Source organism: Marinobacter sp. EN3, assembly GCF_000475315.1.
GTDB classification, from domain to species: Bacteria; Pseudomonadota; Gammaproteobacteria; order Pseudomonadales; family Oleiphilaceae; genus Marinobacter; species Marinobacter nauticus.
The window spans coordinates 23,842-48,077 of record NZ_AXCC01000074.1 but is presented as its reverse complement, the minus strand read 5'-3'; the positions used below and the strand labels follow the sequence as shown (position 1 = coordinate 48,077).

General features: G+C 59.1%; 24 protein-coding genes. 15 read left to right on the top strand and 9 right to left on the bottom strand.

Going from position 1 to position 24,236, the window contains the following annotated elements; all coding sequences use genetic code 11:
* The gene (locus Q675_RS35655) at positions 1-630 is read right to left on the bottom strand and encodes a TetR/AcrR family transcriptional regulator (protein ID WP_023009492.1); all 630 of its coding nucleotides are present in this window, start codon (positions 628-630) and stop codon (positions 1-3) included.
* A 9-nt stretch (positions 631-639) separates the two neighbouring features.
* Between Q675_RS35655 and Q675_RS0119425 the strand changes: the two genes are divergently transcribed.
* The 5 genes from Q675_RS0119425 (at position 640) to Q675_RS35635 (ending at position 5,846) form a co-directional block, all read left to right on the top strand.
* Positions 640-903: a hypothetical protein gene (locus Q675_RS0119425; protein WP_031211795.1), complete on the top strand. Its 264-nt coding sequence runs from the start codon at positions 640-642 to the stop codon at positions 901-903.
* Positions 900-1,121, top strand: coding sequence for a hypothetical protein (locus Q675_RS35650; RefSeq protein ID WP_011786988.1), 222 nt, complete (start codon positions 900-902; stop codon positions 1,119-1,121). Before Q675_RS0119425 ends, Q675_RS35650 begins: the two co-directional genes overlap by 4 nt.
* 149 nt (positions 1,122-1,270) lie before the next feature.
* Complete coding sequence (gene hemB / locus Q675_RS35645; protein WP_049756904.1) at positions 1,271-2,320, top strand: porphobilinogen synthase; 1,050 nt, start codon at positions 1,271-1,273, stop codon at positions 2,318-2,320.
* Positions 2,321-2,372: 52 nt separating this feature from the next.
* Complete coding sequence (gene ppk1, locus Q675_RS35640; protein WP_023012059.1) at positions 2,373-4,511, top strand: polyphosphate kinase 1; 2,139 nt, start codon at positions 2,373-2,375, stop codon at positions 4,509-4,511.
* Positions 4,512-4,553: 42 nt separating this feature from the next.
* A complete protein-coding gene (locus Q675_RS35635; protein ID WP_023012058.1) occupies positions 4,554-5,846 on the top strand; it encodes a DUF945 family protein in 1,293 nt (430 codons plus the stop codon).
* A 77-nt stretch (positions 5,847-5,923) separates the two neighbouring features.
* Here the strand turns inward: Q675_RS35635 and coaD are convergent, their stop codons facing one another.
* From coaD to Q675_RS35615, 4 genes are all read right to left on the bottom strand, one after another.
* Positions 5,924-6,406 (bottom strand): pantetheine-phosphate adenylyltransferase, encoded by a 483-nt coding sequence (coaD, locus tag Q675_RS35630; RefSeq protein ID WP_014422845.1) that lies wholly within the window; start codon positions 6,404-6,406, stop codon positions 5,924-5,926.
* Positions 6,407-6,693: 287 nt separating this feature from the next.
* Positions 6,694-8,292 carry a GMC family oxidoreductase gene (locus Q675_RS35625; RefSeq protein ID WP_023012057.1) on the bottom strand — a complete coding sequence of 533 codons (1,599 nt, stop codon included), beginning with the start codon at positions 8,290-8,292 and terminating at the stop codon, positions 6,694-6,696.
* A gap of 36 nt (positions 8,293-8,328) precedes the next feature.
* Positions 8,329-8,967 carry a hypothetical protein gene (locus Q675_RS35620; RefSeq protein ID WP_022993186.1) on the bottom strand — a complete coding sequence of 213 codons (639 nt, stop codon included), beginning with the start codon at positions 8,965-8,967 and terminating at the stop codon, positions 8,329-8,331.
* A 210-nt stretch (positions 8,968-9,177) separates the two neighbouring features.
* Complete coding sequence (locus Q675_RS35615) at positions 9,178-10,623, bottom strand: coniferyl aldehyde dehydrogenase (protein WP_011786981.1); 1,446 nt, start codon at positions 10,621-10,623, stop codon at positions 9,178-9,180.
* A 180-nt stretch (positions 10,624-10,803) separates the two neighbouring features.
* On the opposite strand from Q675_RS35615, the gene Q675_RS35610 reads away from it, so the two are divergent.
* Complete coding sequence (locus Q675_RS35610; RefSeq protein WP_022993185.1) at positions 10,804-11,481, top strand: TetR/AcrR family transcriptional regulator; 678 nt, start codon at positions 10,804-10,806, stop codon at positions 11,479-11,481.
* A 200-nt stretch (positions 11,482-11,681) separates the two neighbouring features.
* On the opposite strand, the gene yihA is transcribed toward Q675_RS35610, so the two are convergent.
* A complete protein-coding gene (gene yihA / locus Q675_RS35605) occupies positions 11,682-12,326 on the bottom strand; it encodes a ribosome biogenesis GTP-binding protein YihA/YsxC (protein WP_011786979.1) in 645 nt (214 codons plus the stop codon).
* Between the two features lie 182 nt (positions 12,327-12,508).
* Here yihA and Q675_RS35600 point away from each other — a divergent pair, with 182 nt between their 5' ends.
* The 3 genes from Q675_RS35600 (at position 12,509) to Q675_RS35590 (ending at position 14,842) form a co-directional block, all read left to right on the top strand.
* A complete protein-coding gene (locus Q675_RS35600; protein ID WP_011786978.1) occupies positions 12,509-13,117 on the top strand; it encodes a c-type cytochrome in 609 nt (202 codons plus the stop codon).
* A gap of 171 nt (positions 13,118-13,288) precedes the next feature.
* Complete coding sequence (locus Q675_RS35595) at positions 13,289-13,927, top strand: thiol:disulfide interchange protein DsbA/DsbL (protein ID WP_011786977.1); 639 nt, start codon at positions 13,289-13,291, stop codon at positions 13,925-13,927.
* A 54-nt stretch (positions 13,928-13,981) separates the two neighbouring features.
* A complete protein-coding gene (locus tag Q675_RS35590) occupies positions 13,982-14,842 on the top strand; it encodes an endonuclease/exonuclease/phosphatase family protein (RefSeq protein WP_011786976.1) in 861 nt (286 codons plus the stop codon).
* 69 nt (positions 14,843-14,911) lie between these two features.
* Here Q675_RS35590 and rpmG read toward each other — a convergent pair whose 3' ends face one another.
* The 3 genes from rpmG to radC form a co-directional block, all read right to left on the bottom strand.
* Complete coding sequence (gene rpmG / locus Q675_RS35585; protein WP_008173465.1) at positions 14,912-15,067, bottom strand: 50S ribosomal protein L33; 156 nt, start codon at positions 15,065-15,067, stop codon at positions 14,912-14,914.
* Positions 15,068-15,078: 11 nt separating this feature from the next.
* Positions 15,079-15,315 (bottom strand): 50S ribosomal protein L28, encoded by a 237-nt coding sequence (gene rpmB, locus Q675_RS35580; protein WP_011786975.1) that lies wholly within the window; start codon positions 15,313-15,315, stop codon positions 15,079-15,081.
* A gap of 220 nt (positions 15,316-15,535) precedes the next feature.
* Positions 15,536-16,210: a RadC family protein gene (gene radC, locus Q675_RS35575; RefSeq protein WP_014422834.1), complete on the bottom strand. Its 675-nt coding sequence runs from the start codon at positions 16,208-16,210 to the stop codon at positions 15,536-15,538.
* Positions 16,211-16,383: 173 nt separating this feature from the next.
* Between radC and coaBC the strand changes: the two genes are divergently transcribed.
* The 6 genes from coaBC to argE all read left to right on the top strand — a co-directional run bounded on the left by coaBC (position 16,384) and on the right by argE (position 24,179).
* The gene (gene coaBC, locus Q675_RS35570) at positions 16,384-17,598 is read left to right on the top strand and encodes a bifunctional phosphopantothenoylcysteine decarboxylase/phosphopantothenate--cysteine ligase CoaBC (RefSeq protein ID WP_023012056.1); all 1,215 of its coding nucleotides are present in this window, start codon (positions 16,384-16,386) and stop codon (positions 17,596-17,598) included.
* On the top strand, positions 17,595-18,056 hold the full coding sequence (gene dut / locus Q675_RS35565) for a dUTP diphosphatase (protein WP_023012055.1): 462 nt from the start codon (positions 17,595-17,597) through the stop codon (positions 18,054-18,056). The genes coaBC and dut overlap by 4 nt, the downstream gene beginning before the upstream one ends.
* Positions 18,057-18,152: 96 nt before the next feature.
* Positions 18,153-20,798: a phosphomannomutase/phosphoglucomutase gene (locus tag Q675_RS38580; RefSeq protein WP_023012054.1), complete on the top strand. Its 2,646-nt coding sequence runs from the start codon at positions 18,153-18,155 to the stop codon at positions 20,796-20,798.
* A gap of 34 nt (positions 20,799-20,832) precedes the next feature.
* Positions 20,833-21,729, top strand: a complete 897-nt coding sequence (gene argB / locus Q675_RS35555) for an acetylglutamate kinase (protein ID WP_014422830.1) — start codon at positions 20,833-20,835, stop codon at positions 21,727-21,729.
* Between the two features lie 23 nt (positions 21,730-21,752).
* Positions 21,753-22,994 carry a hypothetical protein gene (locus tag Q675_RS35550; protein WP_022993181.1) on the top strand — a complete coding sequence of 414 codons (1,242 nt, stop codon included), beginning with the start codon at positions 21,753-21,755 and terminating at the stop codon, positions 22,992-22,994.
* A 21-nt stretch (positions 22,995-23,015) separates the two neighbouring features.
* Positions 23,016-24,179: an acetylornithine deacetylase gene (gene argE, locus Q675_RS35545; RefSeq protein ID WP_014422828.1), complete on the top strand. Its 1,164-nt coding sequence runs from the start codon at positions 23,016-23,018 to the stop codon at positions 24,177-24,179.
* The last annotated feature ends 57 nt before the right edge of the window (positions 24,180-24,236 follow it).

Below are 24,236 nucleotides of genomic sequence, written 5' to 3'. Positions count from 1 at the left end.
TTAGCTCCTGGTGCCGGTTAACCCCCGTAGGCAGAAGCAAACGATGGTGTCGACCAGCTCATCTTCGTTGTTGTCGTGTCCCGGTGGTGTTTCTGTCTGGGTCGGTGACAGCGGCCCCACCAGGGATTCCGAGATGGCGCCAACCAGGCAGGTGCTGGTAAGGCGGGCATCCTGATCCGGTATGCAGCCCTCGGTTATGCCGCTCCGGATCGCTTGTTCAAACAGGTTGGCGTAGGCTTTGCGGTATACCAGTCGCTCTTCTTCGACTTTCGGGTCTACCGGCTCGGCAATCAGTGCCCAGGCTTTCATCGGGCCTTTCAGGGCCCGACGGGCGAACTGACGCAGAGCGTTGTCCAGGCGTTCAACCGCACTACCGCCTACCGCGAGTGCTTCGGCGACCTTGTCGACCTCACGTTGGGTGGCCAGGCGAAAGATTTCCGCAAACAGGTCCTCCCGTGACTCGAAGTGGCGGTAGATGGTGCCTGTGGCAACGCCGGCCAGTCCCGCGATGCGGGTAATGCGTGCGCTGCGGAAACCGCCTTCGGATACGCACTCCCAGGTGCATTCAATGATCTTTTTCCGCGCTTCGGCTTTGCGCTGGCGCATTTTTTCAGTTTCGCGGTAGGCCATGCCGGCTCCTTGCAAGCATTGAATCAATATTCATTCTTTGTGTCAATTCTGTGTGCCGTTAAAAGGCTGATATCTGGTCATTTAAAACAATGGGTTATCTCCGATTACAAAAAATTACAAAAAAGTGGTTGTCAGGAAATAGCGTCGGTCGTGAAAGCAGATTATAAAGACGCCAAGACGGGCCGTCAGATGGCCGGCAGTCGAGACGGGGTGCGTCTTCCAGAGCATCTGGCCACCCGTAAAGCTGTTTTCGTTGATGGAGATAAACCATGAGTGAATTCGACGAAAGCAATCTGGAGCAGTCCAGCAACTGGACCAGCGACAGCGACGATAACCATTCCATTGCCGGCCGTGCCCGGGTCCGGGCCCAGTTGCAGGCAGATATTGAGGCCTTCCTGCAAGGCGGCGGAAAGATACAGGAGGTGGACACCACCTTCCGTTCTGATACCCCGCGCAAGGTGGAGATCGGGTTCAACAACCGCTCCCTCTGATGGCGTTTCCTCGCCGGGCAGCGGCTTCCGTTGCCCCGGCAACTCCGTTTATCTGTCATCTCTTTGTCATCTGTCAACGGCACACTCGGCTCAGGCCTGCAACGGGCGGCTTCTGGGGTGTATGATGTCATCACTTTCCAAGGCCATCCATGTTCAGGAGGTTATCCGTGTCGAAGCCGCGTCTTGCGCACTCCAGTCGAGCCTATCCGTTCACCCGTTTGCGTCGCAATCGTGCCAGTGATTTTTCCCGTCGTCTGGTTCGGGAGAACCAGTTGTCACCCGATAACCTGATTTTCCCGGTGTTTGTGCTTGAAGGCGAGAATCAGCGTGAATCCGTACCCTCCATGCCGGGTGTCGAGCGCCTGAGCGTCGATCTGCTGGTGGAGCAGGCGGCGGAACTGGTAGAGCTCGGTATTCCCGCCGTGGCGCTGTTCCCGGTAGTGCCGGCGGAGAAAAAGAACCTGTCCGGCTCCGGCGCGTGGGATTCTGATGGCCTGGCCCAGAGGGCGGTTCGTGCCCTGAAAAAGGCGCATCCGGAACTGGGGGTGATTACCGATGTGGCGCTGGATCCGTTCACCACCCATGGGCAGGACGGCATTATCGACAACGATGGCTATGTGCTGAACGATGTCACGGTTGAAGCGCTGGTCAATCAGGCACTGTCCCATGCCGATGCCGGTGCCGATGTGGTGGCACCCTCTGACATGATGGATGGTCGGGTGGCGGCCATTCGTGAAGCCCTGGAGGGGGCAGGCTATGTGAACACCCGGATTCTGGCCTACTCTGCCAAGTATGCGTCCAGTTATTACGGTCCGTTCCGGGATGCGGTCGGCTCGGCTGCCAACCTCGGCAAGGGTAACAAAGCCACCTATCAGATGGACCCGGCCAACAGTGATGAGGCCATTCATGAGGTGGCCATGGATCTGGCTGAAGGCGCCGATATGGTGATGATCAAGCCGGGCATGCCTTATCTGGATATCGTGCGCCGGGTGAAAACCGAACTGCAGGTGCCAACGTTTGTGTACCAGGTCAGTGGCGAATACGCCATGCATATGGCCGCAGCTCAAAACGGCTGGCTGGATGGCGATGCGGTCATGATGGAGAGCCTGATGGCGATGCGTCGTGCCGGTGCCGATGGCATTCTGACCTATTTCGCCGTGCGCGCCGCCAGACTGATGCGGGAACGACAGCGATCATAACCGGGCAGCGGCTGGTGGCCGAAGCCCGCCTCAACGATGGATATAAAGAGCAATGACAAGCGAAACCGTGACAGAGCCAGGCAGTGAACAGAGCGTCCCGGCGCCGGTGGATCTTCCTCCCGTTGGTGAGGAAGTGAATCTGGATGCCAGCGAGAACTACTTCAACCGCGAACTGAGCCAGCTGCAGTTCAATTACCGGGTGTTGAAGCAGGCGCTGGATACCACGCATCCTCTGATCAATCGTCTGATCTTCTGCTGCATTTTCAGCAGTAACATGGATGAGTTCTTTGAAATCCGGGTGGCGGGCCTGCGCCAGCAGATGAAGTATGGCCGCGAAACGGTGGGTGTCGACGGCATGTTGCCGGAACAGGTGCTGGCGGAGATCAGCCGCGTTGCCCACGACTATATCCACGAACAGTACGATATTCTCAATAATGTCCTGATTCCGGAGCTGGAGCAGGAGAACATCCATTTTGTCCGGCGCCGCGAGTGGACACCGGCCCAGGCCGAGTGGGTGCGCAATTACTTTGACGAGGAAATTCTGCCGGTGGTCAGCCCGATCGGGCTGGACCCATCACACCCGTTCCCCCGCCTGGTGAACAAGAGCCTGAACTTCATCGTTGAGCTGGACGGCAAGGATGCCTTTGGTCGTGAGACCGGGATGGCGATTGTGCCCGCGCCTCGCTCCCTGCCGCGCCTGGTGCGCTTGCCGGATGAGGTGTGCGAGGGTGGTGACAACCTGGTGTTCCTGTCGTCCATGATTCACGCCCATGCTGATGAGCTGTTCCCGGGGATGGAAGTGAAGGGCTGCTATCAGTTCCGGCTGACCCGGAACGCGGACCTTGAGCTTGAAGACGATCTGGAAGACCTGGCCTCGGCCCTGCGCGGCGAGCTGCTGAGCCGTCGGTTTGGCGATGGCGTTCGCCTTGAGGTGGCGGATAACTGCCCGGAAGAGCTGGTGCAGTTCCTGCTCCGGGAGTTCGGCCTGACCGAGCGGGATCTCTACCAGGTCCACGGCCCGGTAAACCTGACCCGCCTGATGGCGGTGGGTGGCCTGGTGGACCGCCCAGACCTGACCTATTCCAGCTTCTCGCCGTCGATTCCGCGCCAGATTCGCAGCAAGGAATCCATGTTCGATGCCATTCGCAAACGGCCCCTGCTGCTGTTACATCCCTATGAAAACTTCAGCCCGGTAGTGGACCTGCTGCGCCAGGCAGCCAAGGATCCACAGGTGCTGGCCATTCGCCAGACGCTTTATCGCACCGGTGCCGACTCGGAAATTGTCGAGGCCCTGGCCGATGCCGCGCGTCGAGGCAAGGAAGTGACGGCGGTTATCGAACTGAGAGCCCGTTTCAGCGAGGCCGAGAACCTGGAGTTGGCCAGTCGGCTGCAGGAAGCCGGCGTGATCGTGGTTTACGGTGTGGTCGGGTACAAAACCCACGCCAAGATGATCCTGATTGTCCGCCGGGAAGAAGGCCGCCTGCGGCGCTACGTGCATCTGGGCACCGGTAATTACCATGCCGGGAACGCACGCCTGTACACCGACTACAGTTTCATGACCTGTGACGAATCCATCGGCGACGACGTCAACAAGCTGTTCCAGCAGTTGACCGGCATGGGCAAGGCGTTGAAGATCAAAAAGCTGTTTCATGCGCCGTTTACCTTACACAACCGTCTGATCAGTCTGATCGAACGAGAGGCCAGCTATGGTGAGCAGGGGCGGATTATCTTCAAGTTCAATGCCCTGACCGAGCCGCAGATGATCAAGGCCCTGTATCGGGCCTCCCAGGCCGGGGTCAAGATTGATCTGGTCATCCGTGGCATCTGCTGCCTGCGTCCGGAAGTGCCGGGACTCTCGGACAATATCCGGGTGCGCTCGGTGATCGGCCGCTTCCTGGAGCACACGCGGGTGTACTATTTCGGTAATAGTGGCCGGCCCGAGGTGTATTGTTCCAGTGCTGATGGCATGGAGCGCAATCTGCTGCACCGGGTCGAAACCGCGTTCCCGGTTGAGGAGCCCGCGCTGATTGCACGCCTGCGGGAAGATCTGGATACCTATCTGGCGGACAATTGCCAGGCCTGGGTGTTGCAGCCCGATGGCAGTTACATTCAGAATCAGCCCGGGGAAGGCGAAGAGCGACTGGCATCACAGCTGGTCCTGCTGGAGCGCCTGACCGGCAAACCCAACTGAGGCCGGTGGGCCGGCACCGAAAAAAAACACAGGACGGATACCTTGAAACTAAAAAAATGGACCCTGGCCGGTCTGGCCGTACTGCTGGTGGCTGGCGGCGCTCCCTGGGGTGTGGGCTATGTCACCGAGCAGCACTGGCGTGAAGCAACACTGGAAGTAAACCGGGCCCAGCCCTTTCTGAATCTTGAGACCGAGCAGTATCGTCGTGGTGTGCTTGGTTCCGAGGTATCCGCTACCGTGACCCTGAGAGATCCTGAGACCGGGGATTCTCACACCATAGCGATCGAAATCCAGGTGTCCCATGGCGTAACTGGCAGCCTGATGGATTTCCGCCCGCGCCAGGGGTGGCAGCCAGAGGGTGCTGACTGGTTTCCGGACGATGAGCCCAGTCTGACGCTGGAAACCCGGCTCTGGGGCAGCGCCACGCTTGAGCTGACAGCACCGGTGATGGACATTGATAACCCGGAGCGGGAGACCTCACTCAAGAGCAGTGGCGGTCTGGTGCGGATTGATGTTGGGCGTCTTGGTGAAGCGGCAGACTTGCTGGTGGTCTGGCCGGCTATCCGCCTCAGCGATCCGGAAATGGATGTGACGATCGATAACGTCCATATGGAACAGAGCATGGAATGGCTGGTGGGGGATATCTGGACCGGCGCTGGCGTGATGACCGTGGATAACCTGACCTTGCAGGGGGCTGAGGCTCCCACAATGACCTTTGCAGGGATGTCGCTTGAAAGCGCCAGTGATGCCCGCCAGAACGGCGAGCGCCTGGACTCGCAGGTTACCCTGTCGCTGGAATCGGCTGCTCTGGCGGATCAGGCCTTTGGGCCGCATCGGTTGGAGGTGGCGCTGGAGAACCTGGATGTGGCCAGTTGGAATGACTTCAGTGGCGCCATGGCGGATATGCAGGCACTGGCTTTGACCGCCGGAGACGACCCGAGGGCCGCGTTTGAACAACAGATGGCGGTGATGCAGCGTTTTAACGAAGCCCTCCGCAGTCTTGCTGCCGAAGGCTTTTCCATGGGGATCCGGGAGCTCAGTCTGGCAACGCCTGAAGGGGAAGTTACCGGCTCACTGGACATCAGCCATCCGGAGCTCTCCGATCAACAGCGTGACAACATGTTGATGGTCATGCAGGCGCTGACCGGGAGTGTGAATTTCAGCATGCCGGTTGCCCTTGCGGAAGACTATCCCGCCGTGCGTATGCAGGTGGCGCCATTGATCAAACAGGGCCTGCTGGTTCAGAACGGTGAGCGCCTGGTCATGGATGGCCGGATGGAGGATCTGGTACTCACCGTAAACGACGTGGAAATCCCCCTGCCTCCGCTGCTCTGAATCTCAACGACCCGCCAGCTGCTGGTACTTCGCCATCAGCTGCGCTTCGGTGATCATCAACGCCCTTCGGATTTTCCTCAGGATTCGCTGAACTTCTGTTGCAGGGCTTCTGCCACAGCCGGGTCTACAAACTCGGAAATGTCCCCGCCCAGCGAGGCAATTTCGCGGATCAGGGTGGAGGAGATGTAGGACAGGTGGTTGGCGGGTGTCAGGAACACGCTCTCGACTTCCGGCGCCAGCCGGCGGTTCATGTCGGCAAGCTGGAATTCATATTCAAAGTCAGAAACCGCGCGCAGTCCCCGCAGGATAACGGAGGCGTTCTGTTCGCGCACGAAGTCGGCGAGCAGGTTGCTGAAGCCGGTGACGCTGACGTTGGGGAGGTGTGCGGTGGCCTTGCGGACCAGTTCGCAGCGTTCTTCAAGATTGAGAAGTGGCTGCTTTTTCGGGTTGTAGGCGACGGCGACGACAATTTCATCGAACATGCGGCCGGCCCGTTCGATGAGGTCGGTGTGGCCGTTGGTGATGGGGTCGAAGGTGCCGGGATAGATGACTTTGGGCATGCACAGCTCCTTTTGTTGGTGAGCCGTAGGATAGCAGCATTGCCTTTGGGGCTGTAGTCCGGAGCGCCGACAATCTGTTTTATGACTCTGGTGCTGGCGCAGGTCGGGGGCGGGTTTCCGGGAGACGCTACAAGCACATCCATGTGCGCTTCTTTCGGGCCGTCCATGGCCCTCAAGACTCCCGGAAACCCGCCCCCGACCTGCTCGATCAACTGGAGTGCTGGCCGCCCCGGCCTCCTACTTCAGACTCCTTATTGCCTCTCTGGAAGGGGTCTCTTAATCGCGGTTCAGGCAGAGTTGGCAAGCCTCTGCGCCAGTCTCGAGCTGTTCCTCGCTACCAACGCATACACCGACAACTGCGGGTTGGCGCCGATACTGGTGGGGAAGATGGAGGCATCGTGGATGTTCAGGTTGGCGATGTGGTGATGCTCACCGAAACTGTTCACTACCGAGGTTTTCGGGTCAGTGCCCATGCTGCAGCCGCCCATCTGGTGCGCGGTGAACAGGCGGGCGCGGTGGGGCTTCATGGGCAGGTTGTTGATGGCGTCTCTGGCCTGGTTCCAACTGGTGTACCAGTCGGAGTCCAGGTGCATGGCCTGGACGGCTTCGGCGCCGGCGGCGAACTGGATTTCGGCCATGGTCAGGTAGGCCTTGCGCAAGCCTTGCCAGAGGTAGTCGGTGATCGGGTAGTCCAGTACCGGGCTGCCGTCGTCTCTGAGTGACACTGTGCCGCCCGGGCTGTCCGGGTGGAAGCCGTCGCGCAGCAGGGCGATGACGGATTGCATCCAGGGCAGCTGGCCCAGGTTGTCTCGCTGTGGCTGGCCGTGGCCGGGTACCACGCCGGCTGCCATGGCCGGGTGCAGGGGCGGTACTTCCAGTTTGTAACCTGCCGGGCCGTCGGTGCCTGCCTTGAAGTTAAATTCGTCCGAGTAGATGGACTGGGGAGCGCCGTAGAACGGGTCGATTTTCGCCGGCATGCGGGCGACGGTGGCGTTGACCGGATGGATGAAGGATCGCTTGCCCACGCGCTGGTAAGGGTCGGGCAACTGCGAGCGAAGCAGCAGGCCGGGGGAGCCAATGGCGCTGGCGGCGACCACGAATTGCCGGGCTTTCAGGGTGATCGTGACGCCGGATGGGGTGACGCCGTCCGGGCCCATGGCGGAGGCGAGCAGGTGGTCGATCCGGTCCTGACTCATCACCAGGCGTTCTGCCCGCAGACCGTGGAAGAGCTGTGCCTTGTGATCCAGTGCGCCCGGGATGGTGGTGAGTAGTGCCCCCTGTTTGGCGTTGGTGGGGCAGCCTACGCCGCAGTAACCGCTGTTCCAGCAGCCTTTGACGTTTCTTGGGATTACCTGCCAGGAGTAGCCGAGCTTTTCGCAGCCCTGGCGCAGGATGTCGTTGTTCAGGTTGGGTGGGGTTTCCCAGGGCGCCATGTTGTGGCGCTGCTCACGGCCCTCAAACCAGGGGGCCATGGCGTCCGGCGCCAGTCCTTCGAGGCCGAGCTCCTGGCTCCAGTAGGTGAGCGTTTCGTCCGGTGTGCGGAAGCTGCTGGTCCAGTTTACCGTGGTGGAGCCGCCGACACAGCGGCCCTGCAAAATCGCGATGGCGCCATCGGCGGTGACCCGGCTCATGCCTTCCTGGTACAGATTGGCATAGGACGTCAGCTCGTCCATCTTGAAGTCTTTCTGATAATACAGTCGACCCTCTTCCACCAGAATCACGGACAGCCCCTGACGGGCGAGGATCTCCGCGGTTGTGCCACCTCCGGCACCGGTACCGATAACCACAACATCCGCCTCTACTGTGCGGTTTTCGCTCAGTTTGCTGGCATCGGTCACATTCCAGCCGGCAGCCAGTCCCCGGGCAATGGGATCGTTCATGGACATACTTCGCTCCTCAATACGATGGGTATCCGGGGTTTCTCAGACGGCAGGTTTGAACTGTGGCAAGGCATCTACCATCCAGGCGGGAGGCCCCGGATAACCAGACAGGTGCCAGTGGTCTTCATGCCCATAGAAGGCGACGTTGCCGATCTTGGTCAGGGCAATGTAGCCGTTATTCAAAAGTCCGATCCGGCTGTCGCGCCAGCGCCGCAGAAACGCGTCGGCATCGGCGGTACTGACTGAAGGCCAGTCTGACCATACCCGGGCCAGGGCGATCCGGGTGGGAGCGAAGTTAAGCAGATCAAAGAGCTTGCGCAGCTCCTGCTGATTCGCCGGGCCGAACTTCACAATGCCCTGGTCGATCCGTTCAATCGTGCCGGCAATGGCAAAGCGACGCTGGTTCGGTTCCTCCGGCAGAGCTCCGGCAAACATGGCCGGCAACAGGGCCTCGAACAGGGCGATGTCATCCCGGCTCAGAAACTGGAACTGGTAGCGGGCGTCCATGCGGCTGTCGACCGCGCTGACCCGGCCTGCGGGGGCCGTAGCGCAGCCGGTTAGCCCGGCAGAGAGGCTGATGGTGCTCAGGAACACCGCGCCGCCTAAACCGGTTTTGAGGAAACTGCGGCGGTCCAGAGAGGATGCGTTGGGCGAGCTGTCTGTCGAAACTGGGTCTGTCATCTGATTGTTGGCCGTTTTGTTATCTTTTTTTTGCGCGTTGCGAAACGTTTGATCGCCGGTGGGAGGGAGGTCTTTCCGGGACTGTGCAAAACAGGGATGTTTTGCTCAAGCCTACAGGGAAGTATTTACGGCGTGTCCCGGAAAGACCTCCCTCCCGCCGGCCTGCACCCAGTCCGAAGGCTGGGGCTGGAGAGAAGTGGTGTTCTCTGATTAACGAATAAACAGCTTATATACCAACCGATGCGCCGCCGTACCATGGGGCGCATACACGTATTTGCCGCTGTTGAACTTCTGCTTGGTAAAAATCGCCCGGTGATGAGAGAAGGTCAGGAAGCCTTCCTTACCGTGATAGTGCCCCATACCGGAATCACCAATCCCGCCGAACGGCAGGTCGTCCTGGGCCACGTGCATCAGGGCATCATTGATGCACATGCCGCCGGAATGGGTGTTGTCCACCACATGCTGCTGGTGCGACTTGTCATAGCCAAAGAAATACAGCGCCAGCGGCCGTGGCCGGTCATTGATGTAATGGATCGCCTCGTCCAGACTGCCGTAACTGATGACCGGCAGGATCGGGCCGAAAATTTCATCCTGCATCACCTTCATGTCCGGCGTGGTCTTCAGCACCAGTGTCAGCGGAATCTTCCGGGTACCGTCCTTCATGTTCTCGTTGGCGGGATTGATCTCCACCAGTTCAGCCCCCTTGGCCCTGGCATCTTCCAGATAGCCCTGCAAACGATTGTACTGGCGTTCATTGATGATGGCCGTGTAGTCGTCGTTATCCCGCAGGCTCGGGTACATCTCGGCGAACCGCGCCCGGAATTCATCCACGAACGCCTGCACCCGGTCGGCAGGGCAGAGCACATAGTCCGGTGCCACGCAGGTCTGGCCAGCATTGAAGGCTTTGCCGAAGGCGATACGCTGGGCCGCATCTTCCATCGGCACATCCGGCGAAACAATGGCCGGGGATTTGCCGCCGAGCTCAAGAGTTACCGGTGTCAGGTTTTCGGCTGCCGCGCGCATCACCAGCTTGCCCACCGAAGTAGAACCGGTAAACAGCAGGTGATCGAAAGGCCGTTGGGAGAAATCGGCCGCCACATCGGCCTCGCCAGTGATCACCGACACCAGATCCTCCGGGAACATCGACTCGATGATCTCCTTGAACAGGGCCGACGTGTGCGGAGTGAATTCCGACATCTTGATCATGGTGCGGTTGCCAGCCGCCAGGGAAGCGACCAGTGGACCGACTGCCAGATACAGAGGGTAATTCCAGGGCACGATGACGCCTACAACCCCTTTGGGCTGGTAGTAAACCTTGTTGCTGGCGGGCTGGAACAGAACCGAAACATGGCGTTTGGAGGGCTTCATCCAGTCGCCGAGATTCTTCAGCGTGTAATTGATGCCCTGAATAGACGGCATGACTTCGGCGATCAGGGATTCGTCTTTGGAGCGACAGCTGAAATCCCGATCGATGGCCTCGACCAGGCGATCCTGATGGGCCAGTAGCGCCCGTTTCAGGCGCTTGAGGTTCTCTTTGCGCTCGGTCAGGGACGGCATCGGGTTGTTGCGGAACGCCTTCTTCTGGTCCTCAAAGACGCGATGCGTGTGCTGGATCTGCTTTTTGCTCTCGGTGAGCTGGACGACGGTGGCACCCATGGTTTTCTCCCCCTGACTGCCTGGAGCGACAGGCGCTGGCAGTCGGTTATTGTCGTTGGCCAAAATCTGTGCGATTTGCGCTTGAGGCTATTATTAGAGTATATACTCTAGGCAGTCAAGAAAGCCGGATGGCTCTTTAGGCCATCCGTGACACTGATAACAACAAACACCGGCATGACGATGAAAACCAGAGACAAGATACTGTTATCCAGCCTGGAGCTGTTTAATGACAAGGGTGAGCGCAACATCACCACCAATCACATTGCCGCGCACCTGGCGATATCGCCGGGTAATCTGTATTACCACTTCCGCAACAAGTCCGACATCATCTACGAGATTTTCCAGGAATATGAAAAGCTGGTGGACTACTACCTGGATATTCCGGAAGACCGACCGATCACCCTGGAGGATATGACCTTCTATCTGGAGTCGGTGTTTGACGGCCTCTGGAGCTATCGCTTCTTCCACCGGGATCTGGAATACCTGCTCGACAGTGACCCGCGGCTGCGCCAGGACTACCGGGAGTTTACCAATCGCTGTCTGGCGGCCATCAACCGGATCTTCGCAAAGCTGGCGGATGCCGGCATTATCCAGCCTCAGCCGGAGGATCTGCGTTCGGCCATGTCACTGAATGTCTGGCTGGTGATTACCAACTGGATGGCTTTCCTGAAGACGGCTCATGCGGCCGAGGAGCCTGCCAGTCTGTCCCTGACCGAGTTAAAACAGGGGATCTATCAGGTGCTTACCCTGGAAGTGCCCTATCTCACGCCGGAGTATCGTGAACGGGTGCTGGCATTGCGAGAAAAATACCGTCCTACCTTGCCTGAGGCCCAGGGTATCTCTGGCGTTGAGGCATGAGCCTGGCTGGTCTGGTCAAAGTTTGATCTGATATTGAACTTTTTGAATGCGGCGCAGTCACAGCTGATGACGTTGGGAACCGGACACTCCCTGCGTCTCCTGAGTGAGTTCTCAGGTTTTCGGCCTCTGTGGTTGCAGAGGCACATAGCACGTCGCAAACCCTGACGTTTTCACCGGCCTGTCTTCTTCAGGCCGGCTTTTTATGCCTCAACCGGCGCCTGTTCCGAGGCTTCCAGCCAGTGGGTCAGCGCTTCCCGGCACTCGTCGACTCCGCGCTTGGAGGTGGCGGAGAACATGATGAGGTGCTCCACACATTGATATTCCTTCAGCTTTTTCGCGATACCCAGCATGGCGGTTTTTGCCTGACCAAACTTCAGTTTGTCGGCCTTCGTGGCCAGAATCATGAGCGGGAGGTGGTTATGTTCACACCATTCCACCATCATCTGGTCGAAATCTGTGAGCGGGTGCCGGATGTCCATCACCAGAACCAGGCCACGCAGGCAGCGGCGATCATTCAGGTAATGGCCGAGATGCTGTTGCCAGTCGTCTTTCATGTCCCGGGACACTTTCGCATAGCCGTAACCGGGCAGGTCGACCAGACGGGCATGTTCCCGGTTCAGGCTGAAAAAGTTGATCAGCCGGGTCCGGCCGGGCGTTTTACTGGTGCGGGCCAGTTTGCCGTTGGCGGTGATAGCGTTCAGGGCGCTGGATTTGCCCGCATTGGAGCGGCCGGCAAAGGCAACTTCAGCGCCATGGTCGGGGGGGCATTCGTCCAGTTTGGAGGCGCTGATGAGAAAACGGGCGCTGTTGAACGAGAGGCTTTTTTGAGTCAGATCAGGGTCCACGACGGTTGGTGTTCCTTTGGATTTCAGTTATCGGCGATTAATGTATAATGCTACACCAATTTCCGGCGGGACGCCTCGCGTTGCCGCTGTATGCCCCGGTTTTGCGCCTGACGACCCAGTGCCTGCCGGCTGCACAACGAAGAATACTTTCAAGATGCAAAGATGAGAGAAGCGGAGCGAGCATGAAAAGACTGATCGCAGGAGTTGTTCTCGGAGTTGGCCTTACAGCGATGGCTCACGGGGCAGGAGATCCGGCAGCGGGTGAACAGAACGCAGCAGTGTGTGCGGGCTGTCATGGTCAGGGCGGAGCCAAGCCGGTAATGGCTGTGTATCCGAAACTGTCCGGTCTGGGCGAGAAATATCTGTACAACCAGCTGGTTGACATCAAATCCGGGGATCGTGCCATTCCTGAAATGACGGGCCTGCTCAACGCCATGTCCGATCAGGATTTGCAGGATCTGGCTGCCTACTTCAACAGCCAGGAAATGGTTGTTGGTCAGGCCAATCCGGATCTGGTTGAGCAGGGTCAGGCACTGTACCGCGGCGGCAATATGGCCTCTGGTGTACCGGCCTGTTCCGGTTGCCATAACCCCTCCGGCATTGGCAACGAGCCGGCAGGTTACCCTGCGTTGGGCGGGCAGACTGCAGAATATGTTATCAAGCAGTTGAAGGCTTACCGGGCGGGTGAGCGTGCTGGAGGCGCGAATGCCGGCATCATGATGGATGTTGCCTCCAAGCTGACAGACGCTGAGATTGAGGCGGTCGCCAGCTACGTATCCGGCCTGAACTGATCGACAGCCGTCAGTTACGACTGAAAACCCCGCCTCGGCGGGGTTTTTGGTATCCGGTATTCATAATACCTAACCGTTCGGTAACGCATTCCTTTGGCCCTCCGGTGGAACTTTTCCGCATCCCTGGGTCATAATCCCCGTTAAAATTCATTGATGGCACGGAGATTCCCGATGATCAGAACCCTGACGTCTTCCGCCGTTCTGGCACTTTCACTGTTGTCTGCCGCTTCCCTGGTCAATGCCCAGCCCTGGGTGGCCGGAGAGCATTACCGGGTACTGGATAATCCGGTAAGAACGGCATCGGATAACGGTGTCGAAGTGGCGGAAGTCTTCTGGTACGGCTGTCCGCACTGCTACAACTTCAAGCCGCTGGCTGAAGCCTGGGAAGCGGAGGCTCCGGACTACATCAACTATGTGAAGCTGCCAGCGGCACTGGGTCGCAGCTGGGAGCCGCATGCCTACGCATTCTATGCCCTTGAGGCGATGGGCGAGCTGGACAAGGTGCATGACGCGCTGTTCGATGCCCTGGCCGGAGAGCGCCGTCCCCTCAATACCCCGGAAGCTCTGGCTGATTTTGTTGCCGGGTATGGCGTGAACGCCGAGAAGTTTCTGGAAAACTACAACAGTTTCGGGGTGCGTGCCAGAGTGCAGCAGGCCCAGGCCAAGATTCGTGGCGCGCGCATTACCGGTACACCGACTATGCTGGTTGATGGCAAGTACGTGGTAAGTGCCTCCATGGCGGGTAGTCACGAAAACACCCTGAAGGTGGTCGAGTATCTGGCGGAAAAAGAGCGCAGCGGGTCTGAGTAAGGCGCCATGCGGTTCGCCGGGCGCTGGATGGGCTGACCGGAGAAGCGGCTGATAATGTACAAGCGAATCCGTAACCAGCTGAACGGTATACTCAGAAACCAGGAAAGCTCCCGGGGCACTTGTTCCGGGAGCGAGCATGTGCCGGAGTTTGAAGCTCACAGGCACATCCGGCTACTGACTTTCAATATTCAGGTTGGTATCAACACTTCGTCCTATCACCATTACCTGACCCGCAGCTGGCAGCATTTTCTGCCCAATCGCCGGCGCTACGAAAACCTGGATCGGATTGCCACCCTGCTCAGCCAGTATGATGTGGTTGCCCTGCAGGAGTGTGATGGCGGCAGTCTCCGCAGTGGTTACATCAATCAGGTGCAATACCTGGCCGAGGCGGCCGGGATTCCTTACTGGTATCAGCAATTAAATCGTAACCTCGGCCAGATTGCCCAGCACAGTAATGGCCTGTTGAGCCGTTTCCGCCCGCTGGATGTCACTGAACACAAGTTGCCGGGACTGATTCCCGGACGTGGCGCCATCATTGCGCGCTACGGGGATGAGGAAGACCCGCTGGTACTGGTGCTGATGCATCTCTCTCTCAGCAAGTCGGCCCAGCAGAAGCAACTTGGCTTTATCCGTGAGCAGATTGCGAGCTATCGGCATGTGGTGCTGATGGGGGATATGAATGCCCATGCAGAGCAGTTGCTGACACGAACACCGCTGAAAGAAACCGATCTGATTCCGCTGCCCGACACCGCGCACAGCTTCCCGAGCTGGCGCCCGGAAAAGGCGCTTGACCATATTCTTGTCAGTCCCTCTCTGGAAATCCGGCGCTCTGAAGTGGTGAGCTATCCGGTTTCCGACCACCTTCCCATTGCCATGGATGTGGCGCTGCCCAAAGGCTATCTGGAAACATTCTGAGTCTTGTCTGATGCGTCCAGGCAATAAAAAACCCGGCAGATGCCGGGTTTTTTGTGGAGGCAGGATCAATTACTTGATCTTGGCTTCCTTGTACGCAACGTGCTTACGGACAACCGGATCGTACTTTTTGATCTCGATTTTTTCCGGGGTGTTACGCTTGTTCTTTTTGGTCGTGTAGAAGTGACCAGTGCCTGCTGAAGATACCAGCTTGATTTTCTCGCGCATGATGCGGCTCCTTAAACTTTCTCGCCGCGGGCACGAAGATCGGCCAGCACAGCGTCAATGCCTTTTTTGTCGATGATGCGCATGCCCTTGGTGGAAACGCGCAGCTTCACGAAACGCTTCTCGGACTCAACCCAGAAACGGTGGTTCTGCAGATTCGGCAGAAAACGACGACGAGTGTGGTTCATCGCGTGGGAAACGTTGTTACCGGTAACCGGACGCTTACCGGTAACCTGACAAACTCTGGACATACTTGCCTCCGACCTGAGCAATGGTCTCTATCAATACGAATTCGTTTTTAATGCGTCTCTGGTTGCTCCGGAGCCATACCTGCTGCCGGTTTGCGCTTCTGAAACAGAACGCTGCTCGCCAGACGCCGCCAGAAAGGGACGCTTTTATACCAGAACTGGCCGACCAACGCAAAAAATTGTTGGGAATTTGGCCAGTTTCGGAGCGGTATCCTTCACGGGGCTACATCAATCCTCGTTCAGCAAGGGATATTACCTCACCGTGGCCGATAACCATATGGTCAAGAACCCTGATATCGACCAGTCCCAGGGCCTCTTTCAGCCGGCGGGTCAGGGAAATGTCAGCCTGGCTTGGCTCGGCCACGCCTGACGGATGGTTGTGGGCAAAGATGACTGCGGCGGCATTGTCCTCCAGAGCCTGGCGCACCACCTCCCGGGGGTAAACCGCTGCGCCGTCTATCGTACCCCGGAACAGTTCCCGGTACTGGATGACCCGGTGACGGTTATCCAGGAACAGGCCGGCGAACACTTCATGAGGATAAGTGCCCAGGCGGCTGGTGAGAAAGCGCCGGGTATCTTCCGGTGAGCGCAGCGGATCGCCCTGGCGCAGCGGCTCGTCCATCACTCGCCTCGCCATTTCCATGGCAGCCTGCACCTGGGCATATTTGGCGGTGCCCAGGCCTTTGACCTCGCAGAATTGTCGGCGGGAAGCGGTCATCAGGCCGCGCAGTCCGGAAAATTCGGTGATCAGGTGTCGGGCCAGGGCCATCACCGGCATGCCGGTGGTACCGGTACGCAGGAAAATGGCCAGGAGTTCGGCATCTGACAATGATTCAGGGCCGTGAGTGAGCAATCGCTCACGGGGCCGCTCATCGGCGGGCCAATGGCTGGGTGGCATGTTTGCTTCCTTGCTGGTTTCGGGGGAGTGCGTCCTGCACCGGGTTCTCGAAATTACAAAGGTTACTCCAAAAGGTAACATTTGGTAAACGAACAGGGGTTCTGGCGGGCTGTCCGTCTGCGCTCGGCATGCTATCTTATAACTCTTTCATTTTACGGGATTACGGAGCCCGCATGACCGCCAAGCGAATATTGTTGGGAATTACCGGTGGTATCGCCGCCTATAAAAGTGCGGAGCTGGTTCGACTGCTGAAAAAAGCGGGGCACGAAGTCCGGGTTGTCATGACCCGGGGGGCGGAGGCATTTGTTGCGCCGCTGACCTATCAGGCTCTGAGCGGCGAACCGGTGCGCTCCTCGCTGCTTGACCCGGAAGCCGAGGCTGGCATGGGGCACATCGAGCTGGCCAAGTGGGCCGATCAGGTTGTGGTAGCGCCGGCGTCTGCGGATTTTATGGCCCGTCTGGCCCATGGGCTGGCCGATGACCTGTTGACCACGGTCTGTTGCGCCACCGAAGCGCCGATAGCGTTGGCCCCCGCAATGAACCAGGCCATGTGGAAGAACTTCCGTACCCAGCGGAATCTGGCGCTGTTGACGGAAGACCCGCAGATTACCGTCTGGGGACCGGACCAGGGCGAACAGGCCTGCGGTGATACCGGTCCTGGGCGCATGCTTGAGCCGGAACGTCTGGCTCGTCTGGTAAACGGAGAGGGCGTGGTTGAAACTACCGGGCCGCTGTCAGGCAAACGGTTGGTGATCACGGCCGGGCCAACCCGGGAGCCGATCGATCCGGTGCGCTACATTACCAATCACAGCTCGGGCAAGATGGGCTATGCCCTGGCCGGTGCAGCCGTTGCCGCGGGAGCCAAGGTGGTGCTTGTCAGTGGACCTGTCAGTCTGTCGGCCCCAGCGGGGGTTGATGTCCGGCCTGTCGGCACCGCTCAGGAGATGCTGGAAGCCGCCAGCAAGGCGGTCGATGAAGGCTGCGATATCTTTATCGCCACGGCCGCGGTGGCAGATTACCGGCCCGAGGTGTTCGCCAGCGAGAAAATCAAGAAAACCAACGACAACATGAGCCTGGCGCTGGTCCGTAACCCCGATACCCTGGCGACCATCGCAGCCAGGGCTGATGCGCCTTTCACGGTCGGCTTTGCGGCCGAGACTACGGATGTGGCGCGCTATGCGACCGACAAGATGCAGCGCAAGAAACTCAATATGATTGTCGCCAACGATGTGTCCGTGCCCGGGCTCGGCTTCAGCAGCGATCGAAATGCGGTTACGGTGTTCTGGCCTGAGGGTTCGGAATCCATCGGGCCGGACAGCAAACAGGCGATCGCTGCCCGTCTGGTGGCGTTGATTGCAGACCACAGCAACAGGATTGAACAGGCATGAGTAAAAGAAAGTTTGAGGTACGGGTTCTGGATGATCGCATTGGTACCGCGATTCCGTTTCCCGAATACGCTACGGAAGGCTCTGCAGGCCTTGATCTCCGGGCGGCATTAAAGGAAGCCAAGACCGTTATGCCGGGTGAGACCCACCTGATTCCCACCGGCCTGTCTGTGCATATTGCCGACCCGGGGTTGGCTGCCATGATCCTGCCCCGGAGCGGGCTCGGACACAAGCATGGGATCGTGCTCGGCAATCTGGTGGGGTTGATCGATTCCGACTATCAGGGCGAGTTGATGGTGTCCTGCTGGAACCGGGGCCAGACGCCATTCACCATCGAGGTGGGCGAACGTATTGCCCAGATGGTGCTGGTGCCTGTGGTACAGGCGGAGTTCGAGATTGTGACCGAATTTGATGCCAGTGACCGGGGTGAAGGTGGCTTTGGCTCCACCGGGAGCCACTGAGTCGGGCATCTTTACCTGGCAGCGAGATAACTGGCCGGCGTCTATACTCAGCGGATACAGACCTATCCGGGAAAGAAAATAACTGCGGGATGCATTATGAAATTCGCCAAGAAAAAAACCAACGCGTCTTCCGGTGATGAGCAGCCGGACAAGAAACCCGGAAAGAAACAGAAACCGTCCAAAACGTCAAAAGAAGCCGCTGGCTCCGGTTTAAAGAAACTCGGATCGGTCGGGTTGAACCAATCGCTGGTGGTGCTGGTGGCCGGCGTGGTCGCGGTGGTGCTGGCCCACTTTCTGGTGGTGGTGCCCGCGGGAGAGGCCCGCTATGAGGCGGCCAGCGCCATGGAAGTAGACACTGCGCAACGTCGCCTGAATCAGTCACTGACGGCGCTGCAGGAACAGGTTCGGGCGGTGGCGAACCAGCGTTACGCTGCCCTTGCTCTGGCCGAGCGGTCTGATCTGGCCAATCTCGCCGGACAATTGCAAACGGCGCTGCCCGGTTCCGCTCAGGTGTTTGTCTTCCCTTACCGGGAAGTGCCCCGGACCGGTAACGGCGATACCCTGCTGGGATTTGCGGGCCTGGAACTGGCCCGGCGGGCAGAAAATGGACAGAACCTGTTGCCGGACGCCTTCCCCCGCGACAATCAGTGGTATCTGCAATTTGCCGCGGCAGTGCGTCATCCCACAAGCGATGCCGTGGTTGGTAGCGTGCTGGCGGTTTTTGAAGCCTCCCACATACGGCCAATGCTGGCCGTGAGTAACCCGCAACTCGGGGGCCAGCTGTCACTGGTCCAATCCGTGTCCGGCGCTTCACGAACGGTGGCCAGCGCCGGTAACGGCAGCGGCCCTGAGCTGTCTCGCACCCTGATCAACCCGGACTGGTCTGTCCGTTACCAACCCGCCTCGGCACCGGTGGCGCCGGTAAGCACCATTCTCCTGGCGATTCTGGTGGGGGTGCCTGCGCTGGTGGCGGCGGTTCTGGTCTGGATGCTTCTTGGCAACGCTCAGCGTGGAATACGTCAGGATGTGACCGCGCTCATTCAGTGGGCCCACAAGGTGTTCGGAGGCGAGCGGATGAAACTGCCGGCTCTGCGCTGGGATATGGTGGCGTCCACCGGAGAAGTGCTGTTCCGTCTGTCGCAGATGGTTGAGAAGCGGGTGGCCAAGGCCGCGGAGTCGGCTGCGCCCAAAGCGGCTCCTGCCCGCCGCAAGGCAGCGACGGCGGAGGATGAACCGCTGTTTCAGGACAAGGATATGCCGGACATTGACATGCTCGATGGTGACGAGGATGTGCTCGGCTTTGGTGGCTCCGAGGATTCCCTGTTCGACGAGGACATTCCTGAAGTGGCTGAGGCCGAGGTGCCTTCGGTTCAGATCAACCCGGAAATCTTCCGCGCCTATGACATCCGGGGCATCGTCGGTCAGACCCTTTCGGCAGAGGTGGTTGAAGTCATTGGTCGCGCGATCGGCTCGGAAGCGACCGAGCGTGGTGTCACAGATATCTGTATTGGCTACGATGGCCGGCACTCCAGTCCGGAATTGGCTGATGCCCTGGGGCGCGGCATCATGGCGACCGGTTGTAACATCATTCACCTGGGGGCCATACCTACGCCGGTGCTGTACTTTGCAACCCATCACCTGCAGACCGGTTCTGGCGTTATGGTGACCGGTAGCCATAATCCAGCCAACTATAACGGCCTGAAGATCATGCTGGGCGGAGAGACCCTGTCTGGTGAAGCTATCCAGAAGCTGTACCAGCGCATCCAGACCGCCGACCTTGCCAGAGGGCAGGGTGAGCAATCCCGGGACGACGTACGCCGCGCCTATCTGGACCGTATCGTCGGTGATATTGCTGTGGCGGCGCCGTTGAAAGTGGTGGTCGATGCCGGTAACGGCATTGCCGGAGAGCTGGGCCCCATGCTGGTTGAGGAACTGGGCTGTGAAGTCACACCACTGTATTGTGAAGTGGACGGTGATTTCCCGAATCATCACCCGGACCCCGGCAAACCCGCGAACCTGCAGGACCTGATTGCCAAGGTTAAGGAGACCGGCGCCGATATCGGGCTGGCCTTTGATGGCGATGGTGATCGTCTGGGCGTGGTTACCAATACCGGCAAGATCATCTGGCCGGATCGCCTGCTGATGCTCTTTGCCAGGGATGTGGTGTCCCGCAACCCCGGCGCGGATGTGCTCTATGACGTGAAGTGCAGCCGCCGGCTGGCCAGCGTGATCTCGGAAGCTGGAGGGCGCCCGATCATGTGGAAAACCGGCCATTCCCTGATGAAAGCGAAAATGAAGGAAACCGGCGCCCTGCTGGCGGGCGAAATGAGCGGACACATTTTCTTCGGCGAACGCTGGTACGGCTTTGACGATGGCCTCTACTCGGCTGCCCGGCTGCTGGAAATCCTGGGTATTGAGGATCGTCACTCCGATGAAGTCTTTGAAGACTTCCCCGAGGATATCAGTACCCCTGAGCTGAATGTCGAGGTGACCGAGAGCGACAAGTTCGCCATCATTGAACGGCTAGGTCAGCAGGCGGATTTTGGTGACGGCAATATCAGTACCATTGATGGCATTCGGGTAGATTATGCCGATGGCTGGGGGCTATGCCGTGCGTCCAATACCACGCCGGTTCTGGTTCTGCGCTTTGAAGCCGAAACAGAACAGGCACTGGAGCGGATCAAATCCGTGTTCCGGGAGCAACTGCAGAAAGCGGCACCAGACCTGGTGGCGGAATTCTGAAACCCATTACTGTCGTAAGGATTAACACAACATCATGGCGCTGGATCGTGAAACAGCAATGCAGGTGGCCTCGGTACTGAGCCGGGGCCTGCCCTATATCCAACGGTTTACCGGCAAGACGGTCGTGATCAAATACGGCGGCAACGCCATGGAGAACGAAGACCTGAAAAGCAGTTTCGCCCGGGACGTGGTGCTGATGAAGCTGGTGGGGATCAACCCTATCGTGGTTCACGGCGGCGGCCCCCAGATCGGAGAGCTGCTGGAACGCCTGAATATCCAGTCCCGCTTTGTTAACGGCATGCGGGTTACCGATGCGGAGACCATGGACGTGGTCGAAATGGTGCTCGGCGGCCAGGTGAACAAAGAAATCGTTTCCCTGATCAATGCCCACGGCGGCACCGCGGTGGGCCTGACCGGTAAGGATGCCAATCTGATCCGGGCCCGGAAGCTGGAAGTGGTCAATCGTTCGCCGGAGCTGGAGCGGCCTGAAATCATCGATATTGGCCATGTTGGCGAGGTGGCAAGCGTCAACGTGGATGTTATCGACATGCTGACCCGCAGCAACGTGATCCCGGTTATCGCGCCCATCGGTGTCGGGCCGGATGGCGCTTCCTACAACATCAATGCGGACCTGGTAGCCGGCAAGGTGGCAGAAGCCATGAAGGCGGAAAAGCTGATCCTGCTGACCAATGTCTCCGGCCTCAAGAGCAAGGAGGACAAAGTGCTGACCGGCCTGACCGCCCAGCAGGTGAACGATCTGATTGAAGACGGCACCATCCATGGCGGTATGTTGCCAAAAATCCGCTGTGCCCTGAGTGCGGTGGAAAACGGCGTGCGCACCTCCCACATCATCGACGGACGTGTCGCCCACGCCTGCCTGCTGGAAATCTTCACCGACGAGGGGGTCGGTACGCTGATTTCCCGTAACTGATACTTCTGGCCGGGAGTTACCGGATGAAACGCCTGCTGTCATTTCTCGTTATCACAGGAATAGTGGCCTTCGCCGGCTTTAAAGCTGGCGTCTGGTGGCTGACGGACCAGCGTCTGGCAGAGGCGCGCACGGTACTATCGGAATCCGGTGTACTCGAGCGGGGGAGCATCAGCTCCTCTGTGGATGGCCGGGTCATCCTCCGGCAGGCGCACTGGGAGGACTTCCAGCTTACTCAGCCATTGCAGATGGACCTGATTGAACTGGAAACCGGCTCTCCAATCGCTCTGTTGACCACACTGATGAGCCCGGACAGCTTGCCGGCCAGTTGGCGGCTGTCCGTTGAGCGCGCCAGCATTACGCTGGAGCCTACCATGTTCCGGAACTGGGTGACGGCGGCGCCGGATGAAACTGCCCAGGCCCCGCTAGCCAATCTGTCCTGTGCGCCGGACCCAAGGCAGCAACTGGGTAGTGGGGATTTGATGCGTATGGGGATTCCTGATATCCGGGGCGACATGTTGCTGGAGCAGACCCCCGATGCCCTGCGTTTTGAACTGAATACCCGTGAAACCGGAAGCCTGGAGCTGGTTTGGCCAGACGCCAGACTGACCATGGGCAATCTGGCCGACCCGGCCTCCATGGGGGCCGGGCCACTGCAACTGACCGTTCGTGACGCGGGTCTGATGCGCCGCCTCTCTGCCTATTGTGCCCGCGAGACCGGGCTGGAGGTCAGCGACTGGGCCGGGCGGGGTGTCGCGGCATTGGAGAAAGGGCTGCAGGCTCGGGGCCTGGAAGCCAGTCCGCAATTGCTGGCACTGTATCGGCAATGGCTGACCGAAGGGGGTGAGGTGACCATGATGCTTGCACCCGGCTCGGAAACCTTCGGGCTGCCCGTACGCACCGATTCGGAAAACACCGTCAGCCTGCGCGTATCCTATAACGGTGCCACCGTGCCGGATGTGTACCTGACCGAAATGCAACGGGTGGAACCAGCATTGCCTGCGCAGGCAATGGAGCCTGTGGTACCGCCGGAAGACCCGGATTTTGAGCAGTGGTACCCTGACAGTGTTGAGAACGCCAATACCTGGCTTGGCCGGCGCGTAAAGGTTACGCTCTCGAATGAAAACCAGGTTGAGGGGCGACTGGTCAGCGTTGGCGAGCGGGATATGGAAATCGCCCGCACAGTGGCCGGGGGCGAAGTGGCGTACCCCATTCTGATTCGTGCCATTACACAATTTGAAGTCTGGCGCCGGGGCCGCCCGGAATAGCGCCGGGACGGGAGGCAATAAGTGACCGCAAGTGCAAGCACAGGGGTGCCGGGTATCAGGGAAATGCTGGCCCGGCTGATTTCATTGCCATCCATCAGCAGTGCCTCGCCGGAGTGGGATCACAGTAACGAAGGTGTGGTCCGCCTGCTGGCAGAGTGGCTCGAACCCCTGGGGTTTACCGTCGAGATCATGGAAGTGCCGGGCATGCCCGGCAAGTTCAATCTGATCGCCACTCTGGGTAGCGGTCCGGGTGGACTGGTACTCTCAGGCCATACCGACACCGTACCGTTTGACGACAAACGCTGGCAAAGTGATCCGTTCAGTCTCACGGAAAAGGACAACCGCTGGTACGGTCTGGGCACCTGCGACATGAAGGGCTTTTTCCCGCTGGCCATTGAAGCCGCCAGAGCCTTTGCCGGCGAGCCCTTGCAGCAGCCGCTGATTATCCTGGCCACTGCTGACGAAGAAAGCTCGATGAATGGCGCCCGGGCACTGGCAGAAGCTGGCAAACCGAAAGCCCGTTACGCGGTGATCGGCGAGCCCACCAATCTCAAACCAGTGCGCATGCACAAGGGCATCATGATGGAGCGGTTGCGGTTTGACGGGCAATCGGGCCATTCCTCCAACCCGGCCCTGGGCCGCAACGCGCTGGAAGGCATGCACGAGGCGCTCGGCGAACTTCTGGCCCTGCGCAGCGAATGGCAGGAAAAGTACCGCAACCCCAACTTCGAGGTACAGGTGCCCACCCTGAACCTGGGCTGTATCCACGGTGGTGACAATCCCAATCGCATCTGCGCCCAATGCGAATTGCACTTCGACCTGCGTCCGCTGCCGGGCATGAACATGGAGACCCTGCGCCAGGCGATTCTTGACCGGATGCAGCCTCTGGCCGAGCGGCGGGAACTCAAACTCACGTTTGCCCCCCTGTTTGACGGCGTACCGCCGTTTGAAACCCCGGCCGACGCCGCTCTGGTCAAAGCCTGTGAGAAACTCACGGGCCACACGGCACACGCCGTTGCTTTTGCCACGGAGGCACCCTGGCTGCAGCAGCTGGGGTTGGAGACCCTGGTGATGGGGCCAGGTTCGATCGACCAGGCGCACCAGCCGGACGAGTTTCTTGAACTGTCCCAGTTACAGCCGACGGTGGATATCCTCAAGGGATTGATCAAAAGGTTCTGTCTTTGAGTAGACTAACGGTAAGGCGGGCGGAAAACCGTCCCGGCATTCTCCATTCTTGGCAAG